At 46.3% G+C, this 19,269-nt stretch carries 20 protein-coding genes; 6 read left to right on the top strand and 14 right to left on the bottom strand.

The genetic code is table 11. The annotated features are described in order from the left end of the window. Window positions 1-3: 3 nt before the first annotated feature. On the bottom strand, window positions 4-891 hold the full coding sequence (locus L9Q39_RS15445) for a DMT family transporter (RefSeq protein ID WP_237485997.1): 888 nt from the start codon (window positions 889-891) through the stop codon (window positions 4-6). 105 nt (window positions 892-996) lie between these two features. Here L9Q39_RS15445 and L9Q39_RS15440 point away from each other — a divergent pair, with 105 nt between their 5' ends. Beyond that, window positions 997-1,581 carry a TetR/AcrR family transcriptional regulator gene (locus L9Q39_RS15440; protein ID WP_237485996.1) on the top strand — a complete coding sequence of 195 codons (585 nt, stop codon included), beginning with the start codon at window positions 997-999 and terminating at the stop codon, window positions 1,579-1,581. A 116-nt stretch (window positions 1,582-1,697) separates the two neighbouring features. On the opposite strand, the gene L9Q39_RS15435 is transcribed toward L9Q39_RS15440, so the two are convergent. Continuing rightward, window positions 1,698-2,924, bottom strand: a complete 1,227-nt coding sequence (locus L9Q39_RS15435; RefSeq protein ID WP_237485995.1) for a DEAD/DEAH box helicase — start codon at window positions 2,922-2,924, stop codon at window positions 1,698-1,700. A 318-nt stretch (window positions 2,925-3,242) separates the two neighbouring features. On the opposite strand from L9Q39_RS15435, the gene L9Q39_RS15430 reads away from it, so the two are divergent. Next, window positions 3,243-4,241 carry a cytochrome-c peroxidase gene (locus tag L9Q39_RS15430; protein ID WP_237485994.1) on the top strand — a complete coding sequence of 333 codons (999 nt, stop codon included), beginning with the start codon at window positions 3,243-3,245 and terminating at the stop codon, window positions 4,239-4,241. A gap of 169 nt (window positions 4,242-4,410) precedes the next feature. Beyond that, window positions 4,411-4,752 (top strand): DMT family transporter, encoded by a 342-nt coding sequence (locus L9Q39_RS15425; protein ID WP_237485993.1) that lies wholly within the window; start codon window positions 4,411-4,413, stop codon window positions 4,750-4,752. Between the two features lie 130 nt (window positions 4,753-4,882). Here the strand turns inward: L9Q39_RS15425 and L9Q39_RS15420 are convergent, their stop codons facing one another. Then, on the bottom strand, window positions 4,883-5,332 hold the full coding sequence (locus L9Q39_RS15420) for a hypothetical protein (protein ID WP_237485992.1): 450 nt from the start codon (window positions 5,330-5,332) through the stop codon (window positions 4,883-4,885). Beyond that, on the bottom strand, window positions 5,284-5,682 hold the full coding sequence (locus tag L9Q39_RS20705) for a nucleotidyltransferase domain-containing protein (RefSeq protein WP_354004656.1): 399 nt from the start codon (window positions 5,680-5,682) through the stop codon (window positions 5,284-5,286). The genes L9Q39_RS15420 and L9Q39_RS20705 overlap by 49 nt, the downstream gene beginning before the upstream one ends. A 319-nt stretch (window positions 5,683-6,001) precedes the next feature. Between L9Q39_RS20705 and L9Q39_RS15415 the strand changes: the two genes are divergently transcribed. From L9Q39_RS15415 to L9Q39_RS15405, 3 genes are all read left to right on the top strand, one after another. Beyond that, the gene (locus L9Q39_RS15415; protein WP_237485991.1) at window positions 6,002-7,537 is read left to right on the top strand and encodes an inorganic diphosphatase; all 1,536 of its coding nucleotides are present in this window, start codon (window positions 6,002-6,004) and stop codon (window positions 7,535-7,537) included. A gap of 244 nt (window positions 7,538-7,781) precedes the next feature. Then, window positions 7,782-8,096, top strand: a complete 315-nt coding sequence (gene yqfB, locus L9Q39_RS15410) for a N(4)-acetylcytidine aminohydrolase (protein ID WP_237485990.1) — start codon at window positions 7,782-7,784, stop codon at window positions 8,094-8,096. Between the two features lie 239 nt (window positions 8,097-8,335). Beyond that, complete coding sequence (locus tag L9Q39_RS15405; protein WP_237485989.1) at window positions 8,336-8,866, top strand: DUF6515 family protein; 531 nt, start codon at window positions 8,336-8,338, stop codon at window positions 8,864-8,866. A gap of 102 nt (window positions 8,867-8,968) precedes the next feature. Here the strand turns inward: L9Q39_RS15405 and fdxB are convergent, their stop codons facing one another. The 10 genes from fdxB to L9Q39_RS15355 form a co-directional block, all read right to left on the bottom strand. After that, window positions 8,969-9,226 carry a ferredoxin III, nif-specific gene (gene fdxB, locus L9Q39_RS15400; protein WP_237485988.1) on the bottom strand — a complete coding sequence of 86 codons (258 nt, stop codon included), beginning with the start codon at window positions 9,224-9,226 and terminating at the stop codon, window positions 8,969-8,971. A 20-nt stretch (window positions 9,227-9,246) separates the two neighbouring features. After that, window positions 9,247-9,729, bottom strand: coding sequence for a NifB/NifX family molybdenum-iron cluster-binding protein (locus tag L9Q39_RS15395; RefSeq protein ID WP_237485987.1), 483 nt, complete (start codon window positions 9,727-9,729; stop codon window positions 9,247-9,249). Continuing rightward, complete coding sequence (nifN, locus tag L9Q39_RS15390) at window positions 9,716-11,176, bottom strand: nitrogenase iron-molybdenum cofactor biosynthesis protein NifN (protein WP_237485986.1); 1,461 nt, start codon at window positions 11,174-11,176, stop codon at window positions 9,716-9,718. Before nifN ends, L9Q39_RS15395 begins: the two co-directional genes overlap by 14 nt. Then, window positions 11,173-12,657 (bottom strand): nitrogenase iron-molybdenum cofactor biosynthesis protein NifE, encoded by a 1,485-nt coding sequence (nifE, locus tag L9Q39_RS15385; protein ID WP_237485985.1) that lies wholly within the window; start codon window positions 12,655-12,657, stop codon window positions 11,173-11,175. The genes nifN and nifE overlap by 4 nt, the downstream gene beginning before the upstream one ends. A 451-nt stretch (window positions 12,658-13,108) precedes the next feature. Next, the gene (locus L9Q39_RS15380) at window positions 13,109-13,795 is read right to left on the bottom strand and encodes a dinitrogenase iron-molybdenum cofactor biosynthesis protein (RefSeq protein WP_237485984.1); all 687 of its coding nucleotides are present in this window, start codon (window positions 13,793-13,795) and stop codon (window positions 13,109-13,111) included. 10 nt (window positions 13,796-13,805) lie between these two features. Next, window positions 13,806-14,027, bottom strand: coding sequence for a putative nitrogen fixation protein NifT (gene nifT / locus L9Q39_RS15375; RefSeq protein ID WP_237485983.1), 222 nt, complete (start codon window positions 14,025-14,027; stop codon window positions 13,806-13,808). Between the two features lie 105 nt (window positions 14,028-14,132). Beyond that, window positions 14,133-15,704: a nitrogenase molybdenum-iron protein subunit beta gene (gene nifK, locus L9Q39_RS15370; protein ID WP_237485982.1), complete on the bottom strand. Its 1,572-nt coding sequence runs from the start codon at window positions 15,702-15,704 to the stop codon at window positions 14,133-14,135. Window positions 15,705-15,786: 82 nt separating this feature from the next. Beyond that, a complete protein-coding gene (nifD, locus tag L9Q39_RS15365; RefSeq protein WP_237485981.1) occupies window positions 15,787-17,253 on the bottom strand; it encodes a nitrogenase molybdenum-iron protein alpha chain in 1,467 nt (488 codons plus the stop codon). Window positions 17,254-17,308: 55 nt separating this feature from the next. Beyond that, window positions 17,309-18,190, bottom strand: coding sequence for a nitrogenase iron protein (gene nifH, locus L9Q39_RS15360; protein WP_237485980.1), 882 nt, complete (start codon window positions 18,188-18,190; stop codon window positions 17,309-17,311). 221 nt (window positions 18,191-18,411) lie between these two features. After that, complete coding sequence (locus L9Q39_RS15355) at window positions 18,412-19,053, bottom strand: DUF2959 domain-containing protein (RefSeq protein WP_237485979.1); 642 nt, start codon at window positions 19,051-19,053, stop codon at window positions 18,412-18,414. Between the last annotated feature and the right edge of the window lie 216 nt (window positions 19,054-19,269).

Here is a 19,269-nt window from a genome sequence, read left to right as displayed (position 1 = left end):
TAATTACGGGTTATTTTTCATGGTGACAAAGGTATAGATAAAAATGGTGACTAAGATAATTGAGCCACCCACAATACTGGAGATGCCCGGTATCTCGGCGAAGAATAAAAATCCCCACACTGGTGCCAGCACCGTTTCCAGCATCAACGTCATCGACACCTCTGCAGCGGTGATATAACGGGTCGCTACCATCGACATCACTCTGCCTAATGGCGCGGTAAACAGCCCCATCGCAGCCATAATCAGCCAAGTATTGACACTGTAATTGATCGGCTCTGCGAAAAACGACATCACAACTGCGAGTAGTAAACCGCCTAAGGCAACGCTCGCCAATCTGCTGACATCCTGATATTTGCGCAGCAAGGTAAACATCAACGACAAACAGATGACCGAGAACACAGCCAAAGCATCACCAAGCCCATTCCCTGAGCTAAAAGAGCCTGACACAACAACGCCAATACCAATCATCACGGTAATGATTGCGATCACCGTTAAACGGCTGGTTTTCTCACGCAGTAATAACCAACTAAAAATCGCAGCCACGGCTGGTGAGGCGCTCAGAATAATGAAGGTATTGGCAATCGAGGTATTCTTGATGCTAAACACCAACCCCGTCGCACTACCAAGCATCAATATCCCAGCGAACATTAGCGGCCAACCACTCTGAATGACGGACTTTGTTATGCCCCGTTTGTCGGTCACTTTGAGCAAAATCGGCATTGAAATCGCACTAAACAAACCGAAAAGAAAGGCGGTATCGAAGCCACTAACCCCAGCAAAACGGATAAATATCGGGTCGATACTCATCAATGCAGCCCCCAGAAGCGCGACCACAAAACCCGTAGTGCGGCTGTTGTTTACTGCCAAAGAAGAGAGTGTAAAAGCAGTCATAATCTATCCTTATTAAAAATCATACTGGCGAGTATGATTTTTAAGTGTTATCGTGTCAACATAAATCATACCGGATAGTGTGATTTTTATTTTCTGAGGAATGCAATGAGTAAAATTGAACAAAACAGAGAAAAGAAAAAACAAGCGATTCTGGCGGCTGCCAAATCGGTCTTTTTATCTGAGGGATACACATCGGCTAGAATGGATGGTGTTGCTGCACAGGCGAAGCTAACAAAGCAGACGCTATATCGATACTTCCCGTCCAAAATCGAACTTTTCCAAGCAACTTTGCAACAGATAGGTGAAAGTTATCACGACCGATATTCACAACATCTTGCGTTAGACAATACTCGAGACGCATTGATTGCGTTTGCCACTGAGTTTATGCGATTTCATTTATCGCCAGAACATATTGCAACACAGCGACTATTAATTACCGAAGCGACCCAAGCACCTGAAATCGTCGAGACCTTTATGGGTATTGGTCCCAACGACACCAACCGAGCTTTGAACCTGTTTTTTGCTGAGCGGTTTGATGTACCGCAGCCAAATACCAAAATTGAACTTTGGCTCGGCATGCTACTGGCACCACGCTCTGGGGCACTTTTAGGAATAGCCGCCCTCACTGACCAACAGATCGAACAGCATGCCATTGAAGCAACCGACTTGTTGCTTTGCGGGATTCAATAGAGCGCATGTCGGTCATGTATAAGAAGCGATTGCGTATAGGGAGCGATTGTGTGGGAGATACTTTGTAAAAGAGAACCGACTATCGCCCCCTTGTCTGCAACAAGATTGAGAGGGACTTAACGCTTGGTTTTACCCTGAAATTGTTTGATGCTTTTCTTCTTATTCGTTCTGCGATTGGCTTGTTTATCCCTCGGAGCCCGTTTACTTTCACCCGTAGAGGGTTTGTCGGTTACAGGAAAGCCGTCCAGTTCCTTTAGGGGAAGTTCACGTTGGGTGGTCTTTCTGATAGCGGTCAGATAATCTGTCTCACCATGACAAACCAGAGAAACGGCGACGCCTTTTTCACCAGCCCTTGCGGTGCGACCAACTCGATGAACATAGGTCTCCGCATTTGATGGCAGTTCAAAGTTTATCACCACAGGTAAACTGTCCACATGAATACCACGAGCCAGTAGATCCGTGGCGATAAGCACATTCACTTGTTGCTGTTTAAATCGATCGAGCGTGGCTTCTCTCTCCGCCTGATCTTTGTTTCCATGCAATGCTGCAGTGGACAGTCCCGCCTTGCTCAGCTTCTTACATAATGCATCGGCGTTATCTTTGGCTCCGATGAAGACCAATACCTGACGCCAGTCGTTGCGGGTTATTTGATCAATCAACGCTTTGGTTTTGCTCCCTTTATTGACCAAATACAGCGTCTCTTCGATCGCTTCTGCTGTATCTGCCGCTTGTTTTGCCTGAATCATTAACGGGGAAGTCAGTAACGTTTTCGCTTTTTGTTCCAACGGCTCAGGGAATGTCGCCGAAAACATCAACGTCTGGCGTTGCTCTGGTAGCATTTGAATGATGCGCTGAACGTCTGTCCAAAAACCCATCTCTAACATTCGATCAGCTTCGTCGAGCACCAAGGTACTGATATTACTCGCATCGAATGCGTTTTCACCTAAGAACTCAAGAAGTCGACCGGGTGTCGCGACAATCACTTCACAGCCGGTAGCAAGCTCGTCTTTCTGCTGTTGTTTATCAACACCACCACAAAGACACAGTGACCTAATATTGGTGTTTTTCGCAACCAACTTCAGCGCGTCATTCACTTGTGTCGCAAGCTCGCGAGTAGGCACAAGGATCAGAGCTTTGAAATGCGATGGCTTTGCTATGATCTGCTCTAAGACTGGTAATCCATATGCCAATGTTTTACCACTACCCGTCTGAGCGATTGCCAACACATCGCTCTGATTTAAAATCGCAGGAATAACGAGCGTCTGGATTTCGGTAGGCGCACTGAACGAAACAGGCAGCGCAGCAACCAATTTTTGATTTAGGGATAGCTTAGTAAACGGCATAGTTGATGTCTTAATCTTTGTTGTTTTTAATGCGAGAGTACGCTTTATATTGACCTAACCACTTCAGCTCATATCAAGAGTGGTAGAGTCAAGGCAGTTAACTGCCCAGTTGTTGGGTTGCACCTTACCACAGATGAGCATGAATTTATCCGACAAACCCGAGACTGGCATAATAAAATCAAGAGCGTGTAATTGTCGGAATGGAGTAACCTTAGATACGCTTATTGATCACGATCATCTAACGTAAATTTAACCCTTGGTAATCTTTTGTTTGCATGAGCAATCGAATAGAACAACAATAAATATAAGGGGCGTTATATGAGATCAACAAAAACACTCTTGTTAACTTTACTGCTACCAAGTTTGGTATTCGCAGCCAGTTCCGACCGACAGTCTGTAGAGCCAGTTAAAATCATCGAGCAAGCCAGTAACATAAATGAAGTTCAAGCTGAGTTAGGAAAAATGCTCTTTTTTGACCCTCGTTTATCGAGTTCAAATTACATTAGCTGTAATTCTTGTCACAACCTTGCGACTGGCGGGGTTGATAATCTGAAATCAAGTGTTGGGCACAAGTGGGTACTTGGACCAATCAATTCGCCAACCGTACTTAACTCCGAACTGAATTTTGTTCAATTTTGGGATGGCAGAGCGAAAGATCTTCAAGAGCAGGCCGCTGGTCCTATCGAGAATCCAAAAGAGATGGCTTTTACGCACAACCTCGCCGTGGACACCATTTCGACGATTCCTCAGTACCGAGCTAAGTTTAAACAAGCATATGGTAGTGAAACAATTACGATGACCGAACTAACCCATGCCATTGCTGAATTTGAAAAAACTCTCCGCACCCCAAACTCTCGATTCGATCAATGGTTAATGGGGGATGATTCGGCGATCACCAGTACTGAGTTAGCCGGTTACAACACCTTTAAAGCGAAAGGATGCACAGCTTGTCATAATGGTAGCCTCTTAGGTGGCAATATGTATCAAAAGATGGGGATAGTTAAAAAATATATTACTGATAACGAAGAAGTTGGTCGCTATGCTGTCACGAAGAATGAATCTGATAAGTTTGTTTTTAAAGTGCCGACGTTAAGAAACATTGAACTGACCTATCCCTATTTCCATGACGGTGCAGAGTGGGATTTGACGCAAGCTGTAATTACAATGTCAGACATCCAACTTGGACTGCCTATAACGCAAGAGGAAGCGGAAAGCATCACTGCATTTCTAAAAACGCTTACCGGAGAGATACCACAAGTTACACTGCCACACCTACCTCCTTCAACTATAGAAACACCAAGACCGACGGTTAATTGATTTTTACTAAACGTTCTGCGTTATCCGTAGACATCCTTTCACTATTCTGGATGTCTACGCTTTACTGGTGAAAGAACTAGTTTTCCCCATTAGCATTTTTTGCACATTCCTTAATATGATTGTCATTTAGGGAGAAGAAAATGTATCTTTTGTTACTTTTAAGGCATACATGTTTTCCCTACCTCCTTTTGTCACACTATCTCTAGCCATTATTTTTGAAGTCTTTGCCACTTCTTACCTGCCAAAAACCAATCAATTTACAGCACCGATTCCAACCTTGGTGGTCTTAGTTAGCTATGGATTGGCATTTTATTTGCTGTCGATCGCAGTTCAAAGCATGTCTCTTGGCGTGGCCTATGCAATTTGGTGTGGCGTCGGTGTGGTCTTCGTCGCTTCGATCTCGTGGTTGCTTTACGGGCAGAAGTTGGATATCTATGCGATTGCTGGAATTAGCCTAATTTTAATCGGAACAGTGATCATAAATTTGTTTTCAACGTCTGTTAGTCATTGATCTGCAACATAACTTTATTAACACTGAAAAGATAGCATAAAAGGACAGGCAAATTAAAAAGTAGCGCTCACTTACTCCCAATTTCGTGCGTTGCGCAATTTTTTGTCTGTTGATTAAGACGCATACCTAATCAGTTTTTCATAGTTGGGCTGAGCGTATGCGTACCTGTTTTAATAGAAAAAAGTAGACTGGAAACGGTTTTCCCATAATCCTCAATTAGGTTAGTGACTTGAGAGAAGCTATCTATCTTGCCCTGTGAGATCTGCAAAGCTTCCTTTATACATGCAGATTGATATGGCTCAAAGGATATTAAGACTTCAGCTATTTTATAAAGATCTGAGTAAAAACTATTGTCTATCTGGCAATATAAAGAATAGTGAGTTCTCAGTATTTTCTTTGCTATAGATTTGCCTTTCGCAACATAGTTCTCACGTGTAAGTCCATTGCTGCGCAGATCAATCCACTCTTCAATATCTTTGTTCATCTCTAGACCAACATTGATTGAGGGACGATACGGTTTAATAGTAGATCTTAGGTCTTTTCCCCAAACACACACATGTGCTTCAGCCAGAAACGCCATTCAAAATCGTTCTGAATGTATGATTCCTCGAATGTACCAATGTCAAACTCAAGTTTAGAGATCGCGTCAAGTTCACTGCACAGTTCCACTTCTAGTTTTTGAAAGGAGTCTTTCTGACGCTCTGTTAGGGGTTTAAAAACTATTACGCTCAAGTCCAGATCTGATACAGCATAAACTGCTGTTCCGCGACCAACGCTCCCGTATAAATAAATCGAGTGTATGAGACTTCCTAAAGACTCGGTAATTCGCTGGATTACTATATCTAGAGTAGACTTAAACCTTAAATTTACATTGCTAATCGAAATATCGCATGAGATAAACCCAGATTCGTCTATATTTCGTCCATTCACGTTTGTATTTCCATTTAGATTGAGAGTAGAACCTATAAGAAGATAAGTTCGTAGTGTACCTAAGAATATTAGTGCTCACTGACTTAATCAAGATGAATCATATGGTTAGATTGTTGTTGAGTTGAACCTGTCTTACAGTCGTATGCCTGTCCTTTTGGTTTTCGCTAGATTAGGGTGCTCGGCTCCCCGCTAAGATCGACCACAAGCAATCCTCTATTTAATGTAACCAATTGTTAAATCGTACATTTTGTAATATTTCCATCATCATTTTTTCCTACTAATAGACATCACTTCTCTTGATAGATTTAATGGAATAACAATGAACAAAGTCTACCTATTACCTTGGGCAATGGTCTTGTCTATGCCGACCTTTGCTTACCAAGTCGGCGATGTTGTCAATCTGCCTCTTGCAGACCTCAAGCCAACTCAACCTTCTATCGGTTACGACCAAGTCATGTATAAGCTAGGACGCTACCAGTTCGATCAGAAAAAGCAATTCGATGAGATTTGCGAAGCCTCTGGTCAAAAAGGACTAAAGCACTATTCTGACACCTCGGTTCCCGGTGTGCCGAGCTCGTTTGAATGTGAACAAGAGGTTGGCGCGAACAAAAAAGACATGAAAACCGTGGTATTGGCACCCAATGGCGATGTCTATCTTACCGATGGTCACCACACCTTCAACACATTTACCCATATGCAAGGGGGCGGTCTAAACTATCGCGTCAATGTCTTGGTGGATAAAGACTACCGTGACTTAGACAATATGCCGCAGTTTTGGGATGCGATGATTAAGGACGGCAATACGTGGCAGTATGATCTTAACGGCGAGCCTATCACGCCCGCTGATCTGCCGACTCGTCTTGGCATGAGCAATTTTGACAACGACTTGTATCGCTCGCTGATGTACTTCTCTCGCGATGTCAGTTGGAATAAACCGAAAAATCCCGTTCCCTTCCTTGAGTTCTATTGCTCAAAGGAACTGCGCCAACTGACCGATGCGAGCCAATATGACCTAGCTTCATTAACGGGTTATCAATTTGCGATTGAGGACGTCGCCAAACACCTATTGTCCATTGATAGCGATAACATTGGTGGCTCGGGCAAATCTGCCTCTGAAATGGGGCTATTTAAACAATTTAGCGACAAAGGGCTGAAAAAACTCTCTAAATCAAAAGGGAAGCTCGACTATATGTTGCGCTACAAAACAGTCCAATCCGGTCATGGACTGGCGTATGATGCCACCACCATCACTCCTGCGAGCTTGAGTCTGGTTGATAGCTTTACTTTACAGCAGAAACGTAGCTTTAATGATTATCCGGTTGTCAGCGCTGACGGTTCAATTAATGCCATTGTCGAGATCCCAACAGGCACCTCAGCCAAGTGGGAACTGAATAAAGACAACGACAAACAGATTATTTGGGAACTTAAAAATGATGCGCCGCGCATTGTGAACTATCTAGGCTATCCGGGTAACTACGGCACGCTGCCGCAGACCGCGCTACCCAAAGAGCTTGGTGGCGATGGTGACCCGCTGGATGTATTGGTGTTAGGGCAAGCAATCCCTCGAGGTCAGGTGGTGAATGTTCGTCTTATCGGTATTCTGAAAATGCTTGATGATGGCGAGCAAGACGATAAGTTGATCGCCGTGCTGACCCAAGATTCACCGTTCTCTGAGATCCAAACCATCGCTCAACTGAATCAAGAGTTTATTGGCGTGAGTGATATTGTCAAAATCTGGTTCGAGAGCTACAAAGGCAAAGACGGCGGTATGCAAGTGACTGGCTGGGGCGAAGCAGATCAAGCGATGCAGGTGTTGCAACAAGCGAAAGCGAGCTACGCCACTTTAGCGCAATAGGCGATTACTGTGCTTTCTGTTGCCGTATTGTCTGCTGCTGTACTGTCTTTCACTGCACTATCTTTTACTGCACAGCCCTTTGCTGCAATGTGCTGTGATCGAGGGCGGTGAAAGCGACGGCTACATTTCTAATGGGATAAACAATAAGGACGAGCCCGCTCGTCCTTATTAATTTCTTGGTTGATTCCTTAACAAACAGCCACTACTATCCGCTCACTATTCTCTATTGAGCCGAACCAAAGCGATGTCATTAACCAAAATCACCTTCTTCCAACGCTTCGAGACCGATATTCTGTCTGGAAAAAAGACCATTACTATCCGCGATAGCAGCGAAAGAGATTTTGCCATCGGCAGTGTGGTGCAGGTTTCGACCTATGAAGACGACCGCTGGTTTTGTCAGTTCACCATTACCGATGTCCAAGCCATTACTCTAGATCAACTATCTGAAGAACATGCGCGACAAGAAAATATGACGCTAGAGCAGTTAATTGCTGTGATTCAAGAGATTTACCCAGACCAACAGCAATTCTACGTCATATCTTTTGATGTTAGGTTTTAGAATCTAGATTTTAGGTTCTAGGTTCTAGACTCTACCCCTAGTTCCTAGCCTCTACTTCCTAGTCTCTACCCCCTACTTCCTATTTCCTAACTCATTAATGAGAACCAACGCATCGCAGGTATTCAAGTCGGCATAAAGCAACTACAGTTTACGGAGACACATTTTAAGCCTATGTGTCTTTATCGCGCGCAACTTGGCAGCGCGGTAGTCCTTAGAGTTTGAAAACAAGGTGACCTGAGATGAATTATTCGCTGTCGATGAAAACACTCGCTATGTGCGCGTTACTAGGGATGGTTGCCCCTACCATCAACGCTAAACCGCCGGCACAGCCGATTCCGAATTCGGGTTCAGGATCCGGTTCGGGTGCCAAACCCAATAACCCCGGAGGTAACTCTGGTCGGTCTCCTGTCGTGGTGGTTAAGCCTGGATACAAGCCCAGCAATAAATCCCCCTCGAAAACGGTTTACAAAAAAAGCAATCTTCCCGAAACCGCTGCATTCGCGATTATTGCTGGTATAACCTATGCCATTGTTGACAATGCTTACTACCGACAAGATCAAGATACTTACACCTATGAAGCGTCACCACCCGTGGAGAATCAGAACATCAGCAACTCATCGCAGATGTCGAAAGGCGATATTGTTGAGTTTGTGCCTTCTAACGCCACCACAGTAACCGTGAATGGTGCGACGTTTTACGTTATTGGCAAGAGTTGGTATGCGCCTATTTCTGGCACCAATCAGTTTGTCGTTGTTGATCCTCAGCTGTAAACGCTATTGGATTTTATGTAGTGAAGAGAGCACACTCTTCACTACTTCACCATTTCACTAGTCACAAGCGCAGTAGAGTTCCTATCTGCACCGTACAGTCAACTACGCCGCGAACGTGTGGCAGCGTTTACTGCACACCTTGCTGCATGATTGGCAACCAATACAGTCGCTGTCGTCTTTTATCTTCATCACCATCATCACTTGGTCATCGCCATAATCGTCTTCAAACTCGGCTTCTTCCAAGTCGAAAACATCGCGTGAACAGACCTTAAAACAGCGACCACAACCAATACAGGTGGTTTGATCTAAGCTCTGTATAAACATCGGTGCCCAAGTTGCACCTCCTTTTGTTAATCCCATTGCGTTCCCTCTTGTGAATATTATTCGGTTTGATTCCAAGGCTCATCAAGTAACAAGTCCAAGTCTGATCTCGACTCACTCTTGACGGCTGATTTTTTATTGGAAGATTTTATCCAACGCACACTGCCCATTGATAATTCATGGTGTAGCGTCGCTAAACAAACTTTGATTGCCATGCCCTGCTCGACTTTGATCGGATAGGTATCCTGAGCCAATAACTGCCGTAAAGCAGAGACGCCACAGGCGTTGCAATACACCGCATCACAATCTTCCAGCATCTTGATCTTATCCGCTAAATGTTGATGTCCCCGCTGCTCACCAGAGACAAAGTCGATAGCATCGACCAAATGATGACTCTCTTTGTTTACTTCATAGATCACCAAGCTCTTAGTCTGACCAAAATGTTGATCAACATGCACTCTATCCGCGGTAGCAAACGCGACACGCGCGATTGCCGTAAATTGGTTATCATCGCTTTCTACATGCAATTTACGCACGACCATTCCACACTACCTCCTGCGCACTAAACGCATAACGACTGACATGGGGCGTCACTTCTTCTTTATGATGACGCAAGCATAAATTCGCCATTTCAAATAGGCAGGCTCGTGCCCCTTCGTAGCCTAAATAGAGCCGGTCGCTGTTGCCGAATTGGTCATAACATGGAAAGCCAATACGCATATGAGCCAAGTCGTGAGGAACAAAATCTGCCAGATGAGAGTTGCCAAGTACTAGGTCTAAATGGTGATACTCTTGATCCAATTCCGCCATATCGCCAATCACCACTTGGAACGGCGTGTCAGCACACCACGCGCCCTGTTTGGTGGTTACCATATGCACATATCCCGCGCCAATTTCTTGTAGCAAGCGAGAAAAACCGGCTGCCTGATCCGATTCCGCAGCGACCCCATAATGCGCATCAGAAAGAACAAAGTGGCTATCGAGCATCGCATCCAATAGACGCTGACGGCTGCGCTCGATCCATTTGGGGACGGGTTTCTTGCTGTAAATCGTGAGGTGGTGGATCAGCTCGTCGCACGATTCCAATCCCATCGATAGGGAGAGCATCGGAATAGCAAATCGCTGATTTAACCATTTCGCCAGTGGCAACATCGACTCACCCAAACACAGGGTTAAGCCACTCGCCGACACAGTGGCAAGCTGTTCAATAGTGGTGCCACCGGTTGAGGTTTGCGACAGGTCGTCGCTTTGCAGATGACCATCTAATGACTGTGAAATGTCCGGCAGAAAAAGCCCTTCAAGACCAAATGCCTCTAAATACCGGCTAATCAGCTCAATATCCGCCGGCGTTGTCGTGACCGAACACAGCACATTGACTTGCTGCTTAAGTATTTTTGTCGGCATCGGATCGGCACATTGCTTGACCACCGCGCTGACCATTGCAGCAAAGCCTGACTCCATCGACCCCTTAAAGTCTGGGGTTGAAACTGGCACCACCTCTATCTGGGCATGTTGGGGGAAATCTCGCTTAAAATTCTTTATCGTTAGCCAGATATCGCTGCCCTGCATCTCCGTCAAACCCGTAGTTAATACCGCAATGCATTGCGGTTGATGTTTCTCACACAGATTATTCAACGCCACGATAAGGTTCTCTTCCGACCCCATCACCGCCGCCACTTGGTCAATGGCGCTATTTTGAATTGGAAACGGCTCGCGAAAGTGCGAAATCAAGTAAACCTTACTAAAGGCGCTGCATCCCTGAGAGCCATGAATCAGCGGAATACTGCCCGCAAACCCCATGGTCGCCAGCGCAGCACCGGTGGATTGACTGGTTTTTAACGGTTTGGTCACCAACGCATTCTGATGATTCGTCACATGACTGATGACAGGCTTTTTCGTTAACTTTTTATTAGCTAAACCTTTATTGGCTAACTCTTTATTAGTTCGATCTTTATTGGTTAGATCTTTACTCGTTATAAACTTGCTCATTCCATCTCCTCCGTCGTGGTTTGGCTCGGCTGCAACGCGACACAAGACGATGACTGAGTGTCAGCACTATGCAGAGTCAGCGTTGGCGTCGAATCGGCTAACGGCTCTCGCTGCCAAGGGGCAACGCTTCGCCCATGCTTCCAAACCGGACTTTCGATGGTGCGCAGCAACTCTTTCGCTAGGGTTAACATGCCCTGATAACCGGCGTAGGCGTGTTCACGCTCTTGGTTAATATCGAGGAAAGGGATCTTGGCTTTTATCGCGGTGTACATATTTCGACCGCCAGCAATCATGATATCGGCGTGGTATTGATAACAGGTGTCCAATAGCAGCCTTGCGCCGCCCTCCTCGAGCATTAAGGCGTCTTCACCCATAATATTGTGAATACGTGCCTTGTCAGCCAGAGTCGATTTCTTGGTGCCAGTCGCAATGACCTGTATCCCCAACTCTTGCAGAGCGGCGACCACCGACCAAGACTTCACCCCTCCGGTATAGAGCAATGCGCGCTTACCGCTGAGTTTGTCTTTATAGGGTTTCAGTTGCGCGCGAATCGCCTGCTCTTCTTCGGCGATCAGCTGTTCGGTTTCTTGGGTTAGCTTGTCGTCACCCAGTAGCGAGGCAAACTGACGCAACGCATTCGAGGTATCTTCAATGCCATAAAAGCTGCCCTCAAACCACGGGATCTGCCATTTTTCTTCCAGACGTCTTGCGACATTAATTTGCGCCCGCGAGCAGACCACCATTGCGGCGTCAGCTCTATGCATGGTCGGAATTTGATGAAACTGAGTGTCCCCCGCTAAACAGCAAAGCATGCGGATACCTAAGCGTTCAAACAGTGGCGTTACATGCCAAATTTCACCCGCAATATTGTATTCACCAATCATCACGATATCGTGAACCAAGCGCGTTTCATCATGCAACATGGCTGGCTTCGGTGGCGGCTCGGCTCGACCTACCACCTTATCAACAATCACCTCACCAGCGATTCGGTTACCCAAGTTTTTGCTGCCATAAAACCCTGCGGCATCGACACAAATCACCGGGACTGACCACTTATCTTCCGCCAGCTTACAAATGGCTTCCACATCATTGCCCTCTAATGAAGGCACACACGTGATATAGACAAATACCGCCGGCGGGTCGTAACGCTCTATCAGGTCTTTGATTGCGTGGAGCAGGCGTTTTTCTGCCCGCCCCATAATGACATCTTGCTCGTCGAGGTCGGTGGTGAATCCATAGCGAAACAGATTTGAGCCAACCGCTTTGGTGCCACGATTGTTCCAACTGTTTCCGGCACATCCGATGGGACCATGCACAATGTGGGCGGCGTCAGCAATTGGAAATAGACTGATTTGTGCGCCATCTAAGCTGCATCCGCCCGCCGTCGCACCCGGTGTGGGTCGTGAACAGCCCGATTTTTCTCCGCTGTTATGCTCGCAAGCTGGCTCATCCTGCAGCTCGGCTATTCTCTTCGCATCCATTGCAAACCTCTAAATTTTGCTGTTGATGCGTTAAGCATTGCAAGCTTTGAACCAAACTCGATCCCTTGTTAATCGAGGCTTGATCGCTATGCGTCGCTGTCAATTCGTTACAAATTGTCGGGTTTGTGACAATTTATTCGACTCGTGTTGTATTGCTAGGTTACTGATCTATTTAGGGGCTAGGCTCTAGGTTCTAGGTTCTAGGGGGCTAGGGATGGTGATTAAAGTTTATCCTTGGATTGATCTCGCTTTTTGGCGTAAAAGGCTATCGATAGGATCCACGCTTCAATGGCTTTGAAATGGTTATCGGGAATAAAGCTATTTTTGTAGATCTGCAAGATGGTGGGGATTTTTTGGGGAAACAAAAACAACAAAACCCAAGTTACCTCAAGGTGCTGGGTTTACTGCCACTTGAGGTAATTTGGGCTTTCTAACTGCTGGGGCTTAATGATTATTTGAGTCGGTTCACCATCCATTTGGGGGCACCGCTACTCAGCGTTTGTTGTAGGCGGGTGAGTTGTTCTTGTGCCAGTTGCGGTGTTGGTACTTTAACCGGATGAATATTGGCGCGTGTGACTTTGGCAGCGGCGGGACCACCGATAGAAAGGGTAAAGAGAATGTCACAGCCTTCGAGCAAAGACACTAGGTAAACCGTTCTTAACTCGCCTTTTGCTTCGCTGTCCACGGTGCGAACGTCCACCAAGCGATGCTCTTTATGATTGACCTCATAAACCAAGATTCTGAGACAAGAACCGAAATGTCCATCCAGCCATTGAGAGGCATTGGACGTCACCGCGACGCGCAATTTTAGGGTATCGAGTGGCGGTTGCAGCGTCAGGTCGGAAGTCTCGTCTTCCACCAGCACCGAGCTAAAGGTCGCATAGGCATTATCAGCCTGCTGGCGAGTGTAGCTTTGCGGCAGTTTCGCTAACATACCGCGCCATCGCTTTGGACTCAGTGCCGCCAGCTTTTGCTCCGTCAAAGGCAGCCCGAGGTTGGTGATCAACAGATCCACCACTTCACGGGGCTGAGTCTCCGGCAATGCGCTGACCGCTTTTGCTAATCGTTGTGCAACATTTGGCGCAATATCAACCTGTGACGTTGTCGGATTATTGTGCTCAAGCGTATCCTCTGTCATCTGTGCCTCCTTACGCCGCTTTGAGTCGGCGAGCCCGCACAGAGATGGGTAACTTGGGCTTATTGCCGAAAGGTTCGATAAAATAAACCGCGCCATTGGCTAGCTCAAGCTCTCCTCCCCATTTGCTGTCGCTATCAAATTCAATTGATGTGATGTGTTCTTCGAGATCTTTTTTTGCAAGATACAGAGACAATTGACCTTGTTCAGTATATTGGATCATTACATTTGCCATTTCGATTCCTTACTTTCTGTCCATCCTTGGGGCGCTGATCGGTGGTGATCAGTCATATCGCAATCAATCATGGCGCTATCCAGTAGCGCCATGATTGGACTTGGGTTAACGGACTAAATCAAAGCCGTAATCGGTAACACCAAGTTGATTAGTGTCGCGGTCTAGTTTGCTTAAGACTTCGTTCACTAATGTGGTCAACATCTGCATACCGCCTTCATAACCCAAGGTGGTGTTGCGATGTAGATGGTGACGGTCGAAGATTGGGAAACCAATGCGCACAAGTGGCACCTCAAACTCTGCACCTTTGGCAAGGGTGTCGCGCTCAATAAACTTACCGTAAGAGTTACCAATCATTAGATCCGGTTTCTCGGTAAACATTAATGAACGGAAATGCCATAAGTCTTTACCGACAAATACCTTCGCCTCTGCGGAATATGGAGACTGAGCACACAATGCCTCCATCTTTTTACGCCAGCGTTTGGTCGCGTTATGACAAAGCACATGCTTGATTTCACAACCTAGCTCAGTTAAGAACTTCACCATCCCCATCAAGTAATCTGGATCACCATAAAGTGAGAGGGTTACGCCATGCAGCCAAGTATGAGAATCTTGCATCATGTCGACCAAGCGACCACGCTCTTTCGCTAACTCTTCTGGGATGGCTTGTCCGGTGATTTCCGAGACTTTCATTAAGAACTCATCAGTCCAATCAAGACCCATTGGCAGATTGATCTCTGGTGCGTCTTGCTCCCAAACCGTCTTAACAAACTTACGGCTTTTCACCGCATGTTCCCCTTGCAGGAACAGCGTCGCTTTGGCATTCGGTGCCGATTTCACATCAGAAACAGGAGTACCACCAGCGTACATGCGATATTCACCATCGGCAGGCGTATCTAACACCTCAGATGGATCACTCAGCATGGTGTAATCAACGCCCATCTGCTCAAGCATACGCTTGATAACACGGTAGTTACCCAGATAGGTTTCAAAACCCGGTACGATGTTGACCTTATTTTCACTCGCGACTTGGTAGTTACCTTTCTCAGCTTTAGTAAAGTAGCTCAACATACCTTCAAGCATCGCGTCCCAACCGGTTAAGTGGCTACCCACAAAGCTTGGCGTGTGCGCAAAAGGCGTCGGCACATCTTTAGGGATAAACTCTTTCTCTTTGGCGTTACCAATAAAGGCATTTAAGTCATCACCAATGACCTCCGCCATACAAGTGGTCGAAACGGCAATCACTTCTGGCTTATACAAGGCGTAAGCATTTTGCAGTCCGTAGAAGATATTATCCTGACCACCAAATACCGCCGCGTCTTCGGTCATCGAGTCCGAGACACAAGCCACGGGCTCTTTAAAGTGACGGTTAAAATAGGTTCTAAAATACGCCACACAGCCTTGTGAACCATGCACATAAGGCAAGGTATTCTCAAAACCAAGGGCACAAAGCACACTACCAAGAGGCTGACACGCTTTAGCGGGGTCAATCGTGATGTGCTTACGCTCAAAGTTAAGGTCAGCGTATTCTTGGGTTGTGGTCCAGTCAAAGACTTCGCGGACTTTGGCTGTGTCGACCGATTGTTCGAAATTAGCCTGCTTATTGGCTAACATCTCCTGATATTCCGGCTCGCTAAACAGCGGAAAGCCGGGTTTTATTGCATCTACATTCTGAGGCATACTCATCTCCTACCACGCCACTCATCCGTGAACTGTGGTTCGGTTAATTTTGCTTCACTCATCTGTACCTTAACGGTGCAGATTACGCGCTTTTCGCTAACTCTTGGGTGTCATCTTCCGTTTTCATCCAAGGCGGCTCTAGCTTGTCCCAGCAAGGGTTGTTTAGGGTGAGATCCATATCTCGGGCAAAGATCGCAAAACCATCAACACCGTGATAAGGACCGGAGTAGTCCCAGCTGTGCATCTGACGGAATGGGAAGCCCATTTTTTGGAATACATACTTCTCTTTGACACCAGAACCAATCAGATCAGGATTCAGCTTTTTCACCATCTCTTCTAATTCATAGCTGCTTGCATCATCCACCAGCAATGTGGCTTCTTGCATGTCTGGAATGGTTTTGACATAGTCATCGTTGTGAGCAAATTCATAACCCGCACCGACAATCTCCATGCCCAAATCTTCATAAGCACCGATAATGTGTCTTGGACGTAAGCCACCGACATACAGCATCACGGTTTTACCCTCAAGGCGAGGACGATACTTATCGATCACCGCTTGCCATTCTTGACGATAGCGCTCAATCACTTGCTCGGTTTGTGCTTGGATCTTTTCGTCGAACATAGCCGCAATCTTGCGCATCGACTCTTCGATCTTAGTTGGTCCAAACAGGTTGTACTCTACCCAAGGCACGCCGTGTTTCTCTTCCATATAACGAACGATATAGTTCATTGAACGGTAGCAGTGAACCAGATTCAGCTTCACTTTTGGCGTGTTTTCCATTTCCGATAACGTACCGTCACCAGACCATTGCGCCACAACTCGCAGACCCATATCTTCTAGGATAATGCGCGAAGACCAAGCATCACCACCGATGTTGTAGTCACCAATAATAGCGACGTCATAGTCTGTGGTTTCAAACTCAATCTCATCCGCTTTATCCAGTACATGGTCACGAATGGTATCGTTAGCGATATGGTGACCCAGAGATTGAGACACACCACGGAAACCCTCACAACGCACAGGCACAATTGTTTTGCCCAGTGCCTCGCTTTGCGTTTTCGCGACCGCTTCAATGTCATCACCAATCAAGCCCACGGGACACTCAGATTGCACTGAGTAACCTTTGGCTAACGGGAACAGCGCATCAATTTCTTGCAGTGCTGCGGTCAGCTTGTTATCACCACCAAAGACGATGTCGCGCTCTTGGAAATCTGTAGTGAAGTTCATGGTGCCGAAGCTATCTACACCTGTGGTACCTGTGTAGTAATTTCGACGACCCGCACGGGAGTATTGACCGCACCCAACCGGACCATGCGAGATATGAATCATATCTTTCACCGGTCCCCACACTACCCCTTTCGAGCCTGCGTAAGCACAACCACGAACCGTCATAACACCGGGTAGTGACTTACGGTTTGAGGTAATACATTTCGAGCTCTCGGCAGCAGGATCGTTTACAGCTAAGTGCTTTTTACGATCTTCCCTTGCCACCTCGGGATAGACTTCCAAGATCTCATCGATAATGGCTTGCGTATCTTGTTTATTCATCGACATCCTTGCCTCCAGATTGTCGTTGTTGCCTGTGTTTCCCTACTCGGGGCAATTATGCTGCTGCTTCTTGGCTTGCAGTTTTACCGATGATGGTTTCATCTTCTTCATCAATGATGCCGAATTCCATCAACAGATCTTCCAGCCCGTCCATAGACACTGGAGTTGGAACCACAAACAGCTCGTTGGCAATGATCTTCTGAGCTAGCGTGCGATATTCATCCGCTTGGTTACAAGTTGGATCATACTCAATCACGGTCATACGACGGATCTCAGCACGTTGTACGATGTTGTCACGAGGTACAAAGTGAATCATTTGCGTACCGATCTTGGCAGCCAGTGCTTCAATCAACTCATCTTCACGGTCAGTATTACGTGAGTTACAGATAAGACCTGCAAGACGAACGCTACCGGAAGTGGCGTATTTACAGATACCTTTAGAGATGTTGTTGGCAGCGTACATCGCCATCATCTCACCAGAACATACGATGTAGATTTCTTGTGCCTTGTTTTCGCGGATTGGCATAGCGAAACCACCACATACCACGTCACCAAGAACGTCATAGAACACAAAGTCGAGGTCTTCTTCATAAGCACCCTCTTCTTCAAGGAAGTTGATAGCGGTAATAACACCACGACCCGCACAACCAACACCTGGCTCAGGACCGCCAGACTCAACACAACGAACATCACCGTAACCGACCTTGAGTACATCTTCTAACTCAATGTCTTCTACCGAACCTTGTTCAGCCGCCGCTTCCATAATGGTGCTTTGCGCTTTAGAGTGAAGAATAAGTCGAGTTGAATCGGCTTTTGGGTCACAACCGATGATCATGACTTTTTTGCCTGCTTCAGCGAGTGCTGCAACTAAGTTTTGCGTAGTGGTGGATTTACCGATACCACCTTTTCCGTAAATTGCACATTGACGAATTGCCATGGTCTATCTCCTTTAAATGTTTAGACTCATGGCTTACATTGCGAGAACCATACCAAGCCGACAAAGCATTTAAATTCAATAACTTATCATTCCACCAACACAAAAAAAGCGGACAATTGTTGATTTATTGTCCGCTTTATTACATACAAAATGAGCGATTTTGAGGTAAGCCTATGTCGTGAATTGTGTGGTTGTTGTTATTGTTACTGCTACTGCTGCTGTTATTGCTGATTAAGTTGACTTAAAAATTTATCCGACTCCGCAATGGCGTCGTTCATCTGCTGAATCGCATATTCAATGTCTTGCTCTAGGTTGGCAAACTCGCCCTGTAGCGACCCGATGGCGCTGGCATTGAGGTTGTGTTTTAGATAAAGCGTATTGTCGCGCAAGGTGTCTAACACCGGTTGCATCTTCTGTTCGGCTTTTTTCATGGTCGTCAGCATGGTGTTGTACGACGCCTTGGTGTCACGAAGCTTCTGTTCACTGGAGCGACGTAGATTGCCACTTGAATAGAGCTCTAGCTCTTGTTGCCATTCATCAAACAAGGCATCCGAGACACTTTCAATCGCCTCGATACGATCCGCGACCTCTTGCGCCGCGTCTTCACTGGCTTCATATTTGGCGTTAATGTTGTTGTAAATGGTTTCTAACTCACCGCCATTAAAATTGGTCACCGCCGATAACGCCTCCAAGGCGCTGGTAAACTCTTGCTGAGCGTCTTGTTGTGACTCTTTGGCGTCTTCAACCCTATCCACCATAATATCTCGTTTATGGTATCCCACCTGTTCCATCGCCGAATAGTAGGTGGACTCACAACCCACCAAGGTGACGATAGACAAAACAGTGGCTAATAAATATCGCATTCCTATTCCCTCATGCGCAATGTGTAACGACAGCACTCAGCCAACGGATTTATTAGCGAGCTGAGTCGCTCTATGTCCCCAATGGATTCAAATTACCTCAAAATGCCATATTTTGAAGTTATCGGGGTATATACAAATGTAGACGATAGTGACAGATTAAGCGGTTAACAGTGAGTAATGGGCGTCACTTTGATACCATTGAGACCCGCTGCGACA

Source organism: Vibrio hippocampi, from assembly GCF_921292975.1.
GTDB lineage: Bacteria > Pseudomonadota > Gammaproteobacteria > Enterobacterales > Vibrionaceae > Vibrio > Vibrio hippocampi.
Note: the sequence above shows the minus strand (reverse complement) of the source record. Positions and strands in the feature narration are given on the sequence as shown.

Coding starts and splice junctions, on each gene's coding strand:
- L9Q39_RS15395 (WP_237485987.1), bottom strand. CDS start 9,729: ATGGTCGTGCGTAAATTGCATGTAGAAAGCGATGATAACCAATTTACG.
- L9Q39_RS15420 (WP_237485992.1), bottom strand. CDS start 5,332: ATGGCGTTTCTGGCTGAAGCACATGTGTGTGTTTGGGGAAAAGACCTA.
- L9Q39_RS15415 (WP_237485991.1), top strand. CDS start 6,002: ATGAACAAAGTCTACCTATTACCTTGGGCAATGGTCTTGTCTATGCCG.
- fdxB (WP_237485988.1), bottom strand. CDS start 9,226: ATGGGATTAACAAAAGGAGGTGCAACTTGGGCACCGATGTTTATACAG.
- L9Q39_RS15405 (WP_237485989.1), top strand. CDS start 8,336: ATGAATTATTCGCTGTCGATGAAAACACTCGCTATGTGCGCGTTACTA.
- nifK (WP_237485982.1), bottom strand. CDS start 15,704: ATGCCTCAGAATGTAGATGCAATAAAACCCGGCTTTCCGCTGTTTAGC.
- L9Q39_RS15435 (WP_237485995.1), bottom strand. CDS start 2,924: ATGCCGTTTACTAAGCTATCCCTAAATCAAAAATTGGTTGCTGCGCTG.
- nifD (WP_237485981.1), bottom strand. CDS start 17,253: ATGAATAAACAAGATACGCAAGCCATTATCGATGAGATCTTGGAAGTC.
- L9Q39_RS15355 (WP_237485979.1), bottom strand. CDS start 19,053: ATGCGATATTTATTAGCCACTGTTTTGTCTATCGTCACCTTGGTGGGT.
- L9Q39_RS15425 (WP_237485993.1), top strand. CDS start 4,411: ATGTTTTCCCTACCTCCTTTTGTCACACTATCTCTAGCCATTATTTTT.
- L9Q39_RS15440 (WP_237485996.1), top strand. CDS start 997: ATGAGTAAAATTGAACAAAACAGAGAAAAGAAAAAACAAGCGATTCTG.
- nifH (WP_237485980.1), bottom strand. CDS start 18,190: ATGGCAATTCGTCAATGTGCAATTTACGGAAAAGGTGGTATCGGTAAA.
- L9Q39_RS15430 (WP_237485994.1), top strand. CDS start 3,243: ATGAGATCAACAAAAACACTCTTGTTAACTTTACTGCTACCAAGTTTG.
- L9Q39_RS15445 (WP_237485997.1), bottom strand. CDS start 891: ATGACTGCTTTTACACTCTCTTCTTTGGCAGTAAACAACAGCCGCACT.
- nifN (WP_237485986.1), bottom strand. CDS start 11,176: ATGAGCAAGTTTATAACGAGTAAAGATCTAACCAATAAAGATCGAACT.
- L9Q39_RS15380 (WP_237485984.1), bottom strand. CDS start 13,795: ATGACAGAGGATACGCTTGAGCACAATAATCCGACAACGTCACAGGTT.
- yqfB (WP_237485990.1), top strand. CDS start 7,782: ATGTCATTAACCAAAATCACCTTCTTCCAACGCTTCGAGACCGATATT.
- nifE (WP_237485985.1), bottom strand. CDS start 12,657: ATGGATGCGAAGAGAATAGCCGAGCTGCAGGATGAGCCAGCTTGCGAG.
- nifT (WP_237485983.1), bottom strand. CDS start 14,027: ATGGCAAATGTAATGATCCAATATACTGAACAAGGTCAATTGTCTCTG.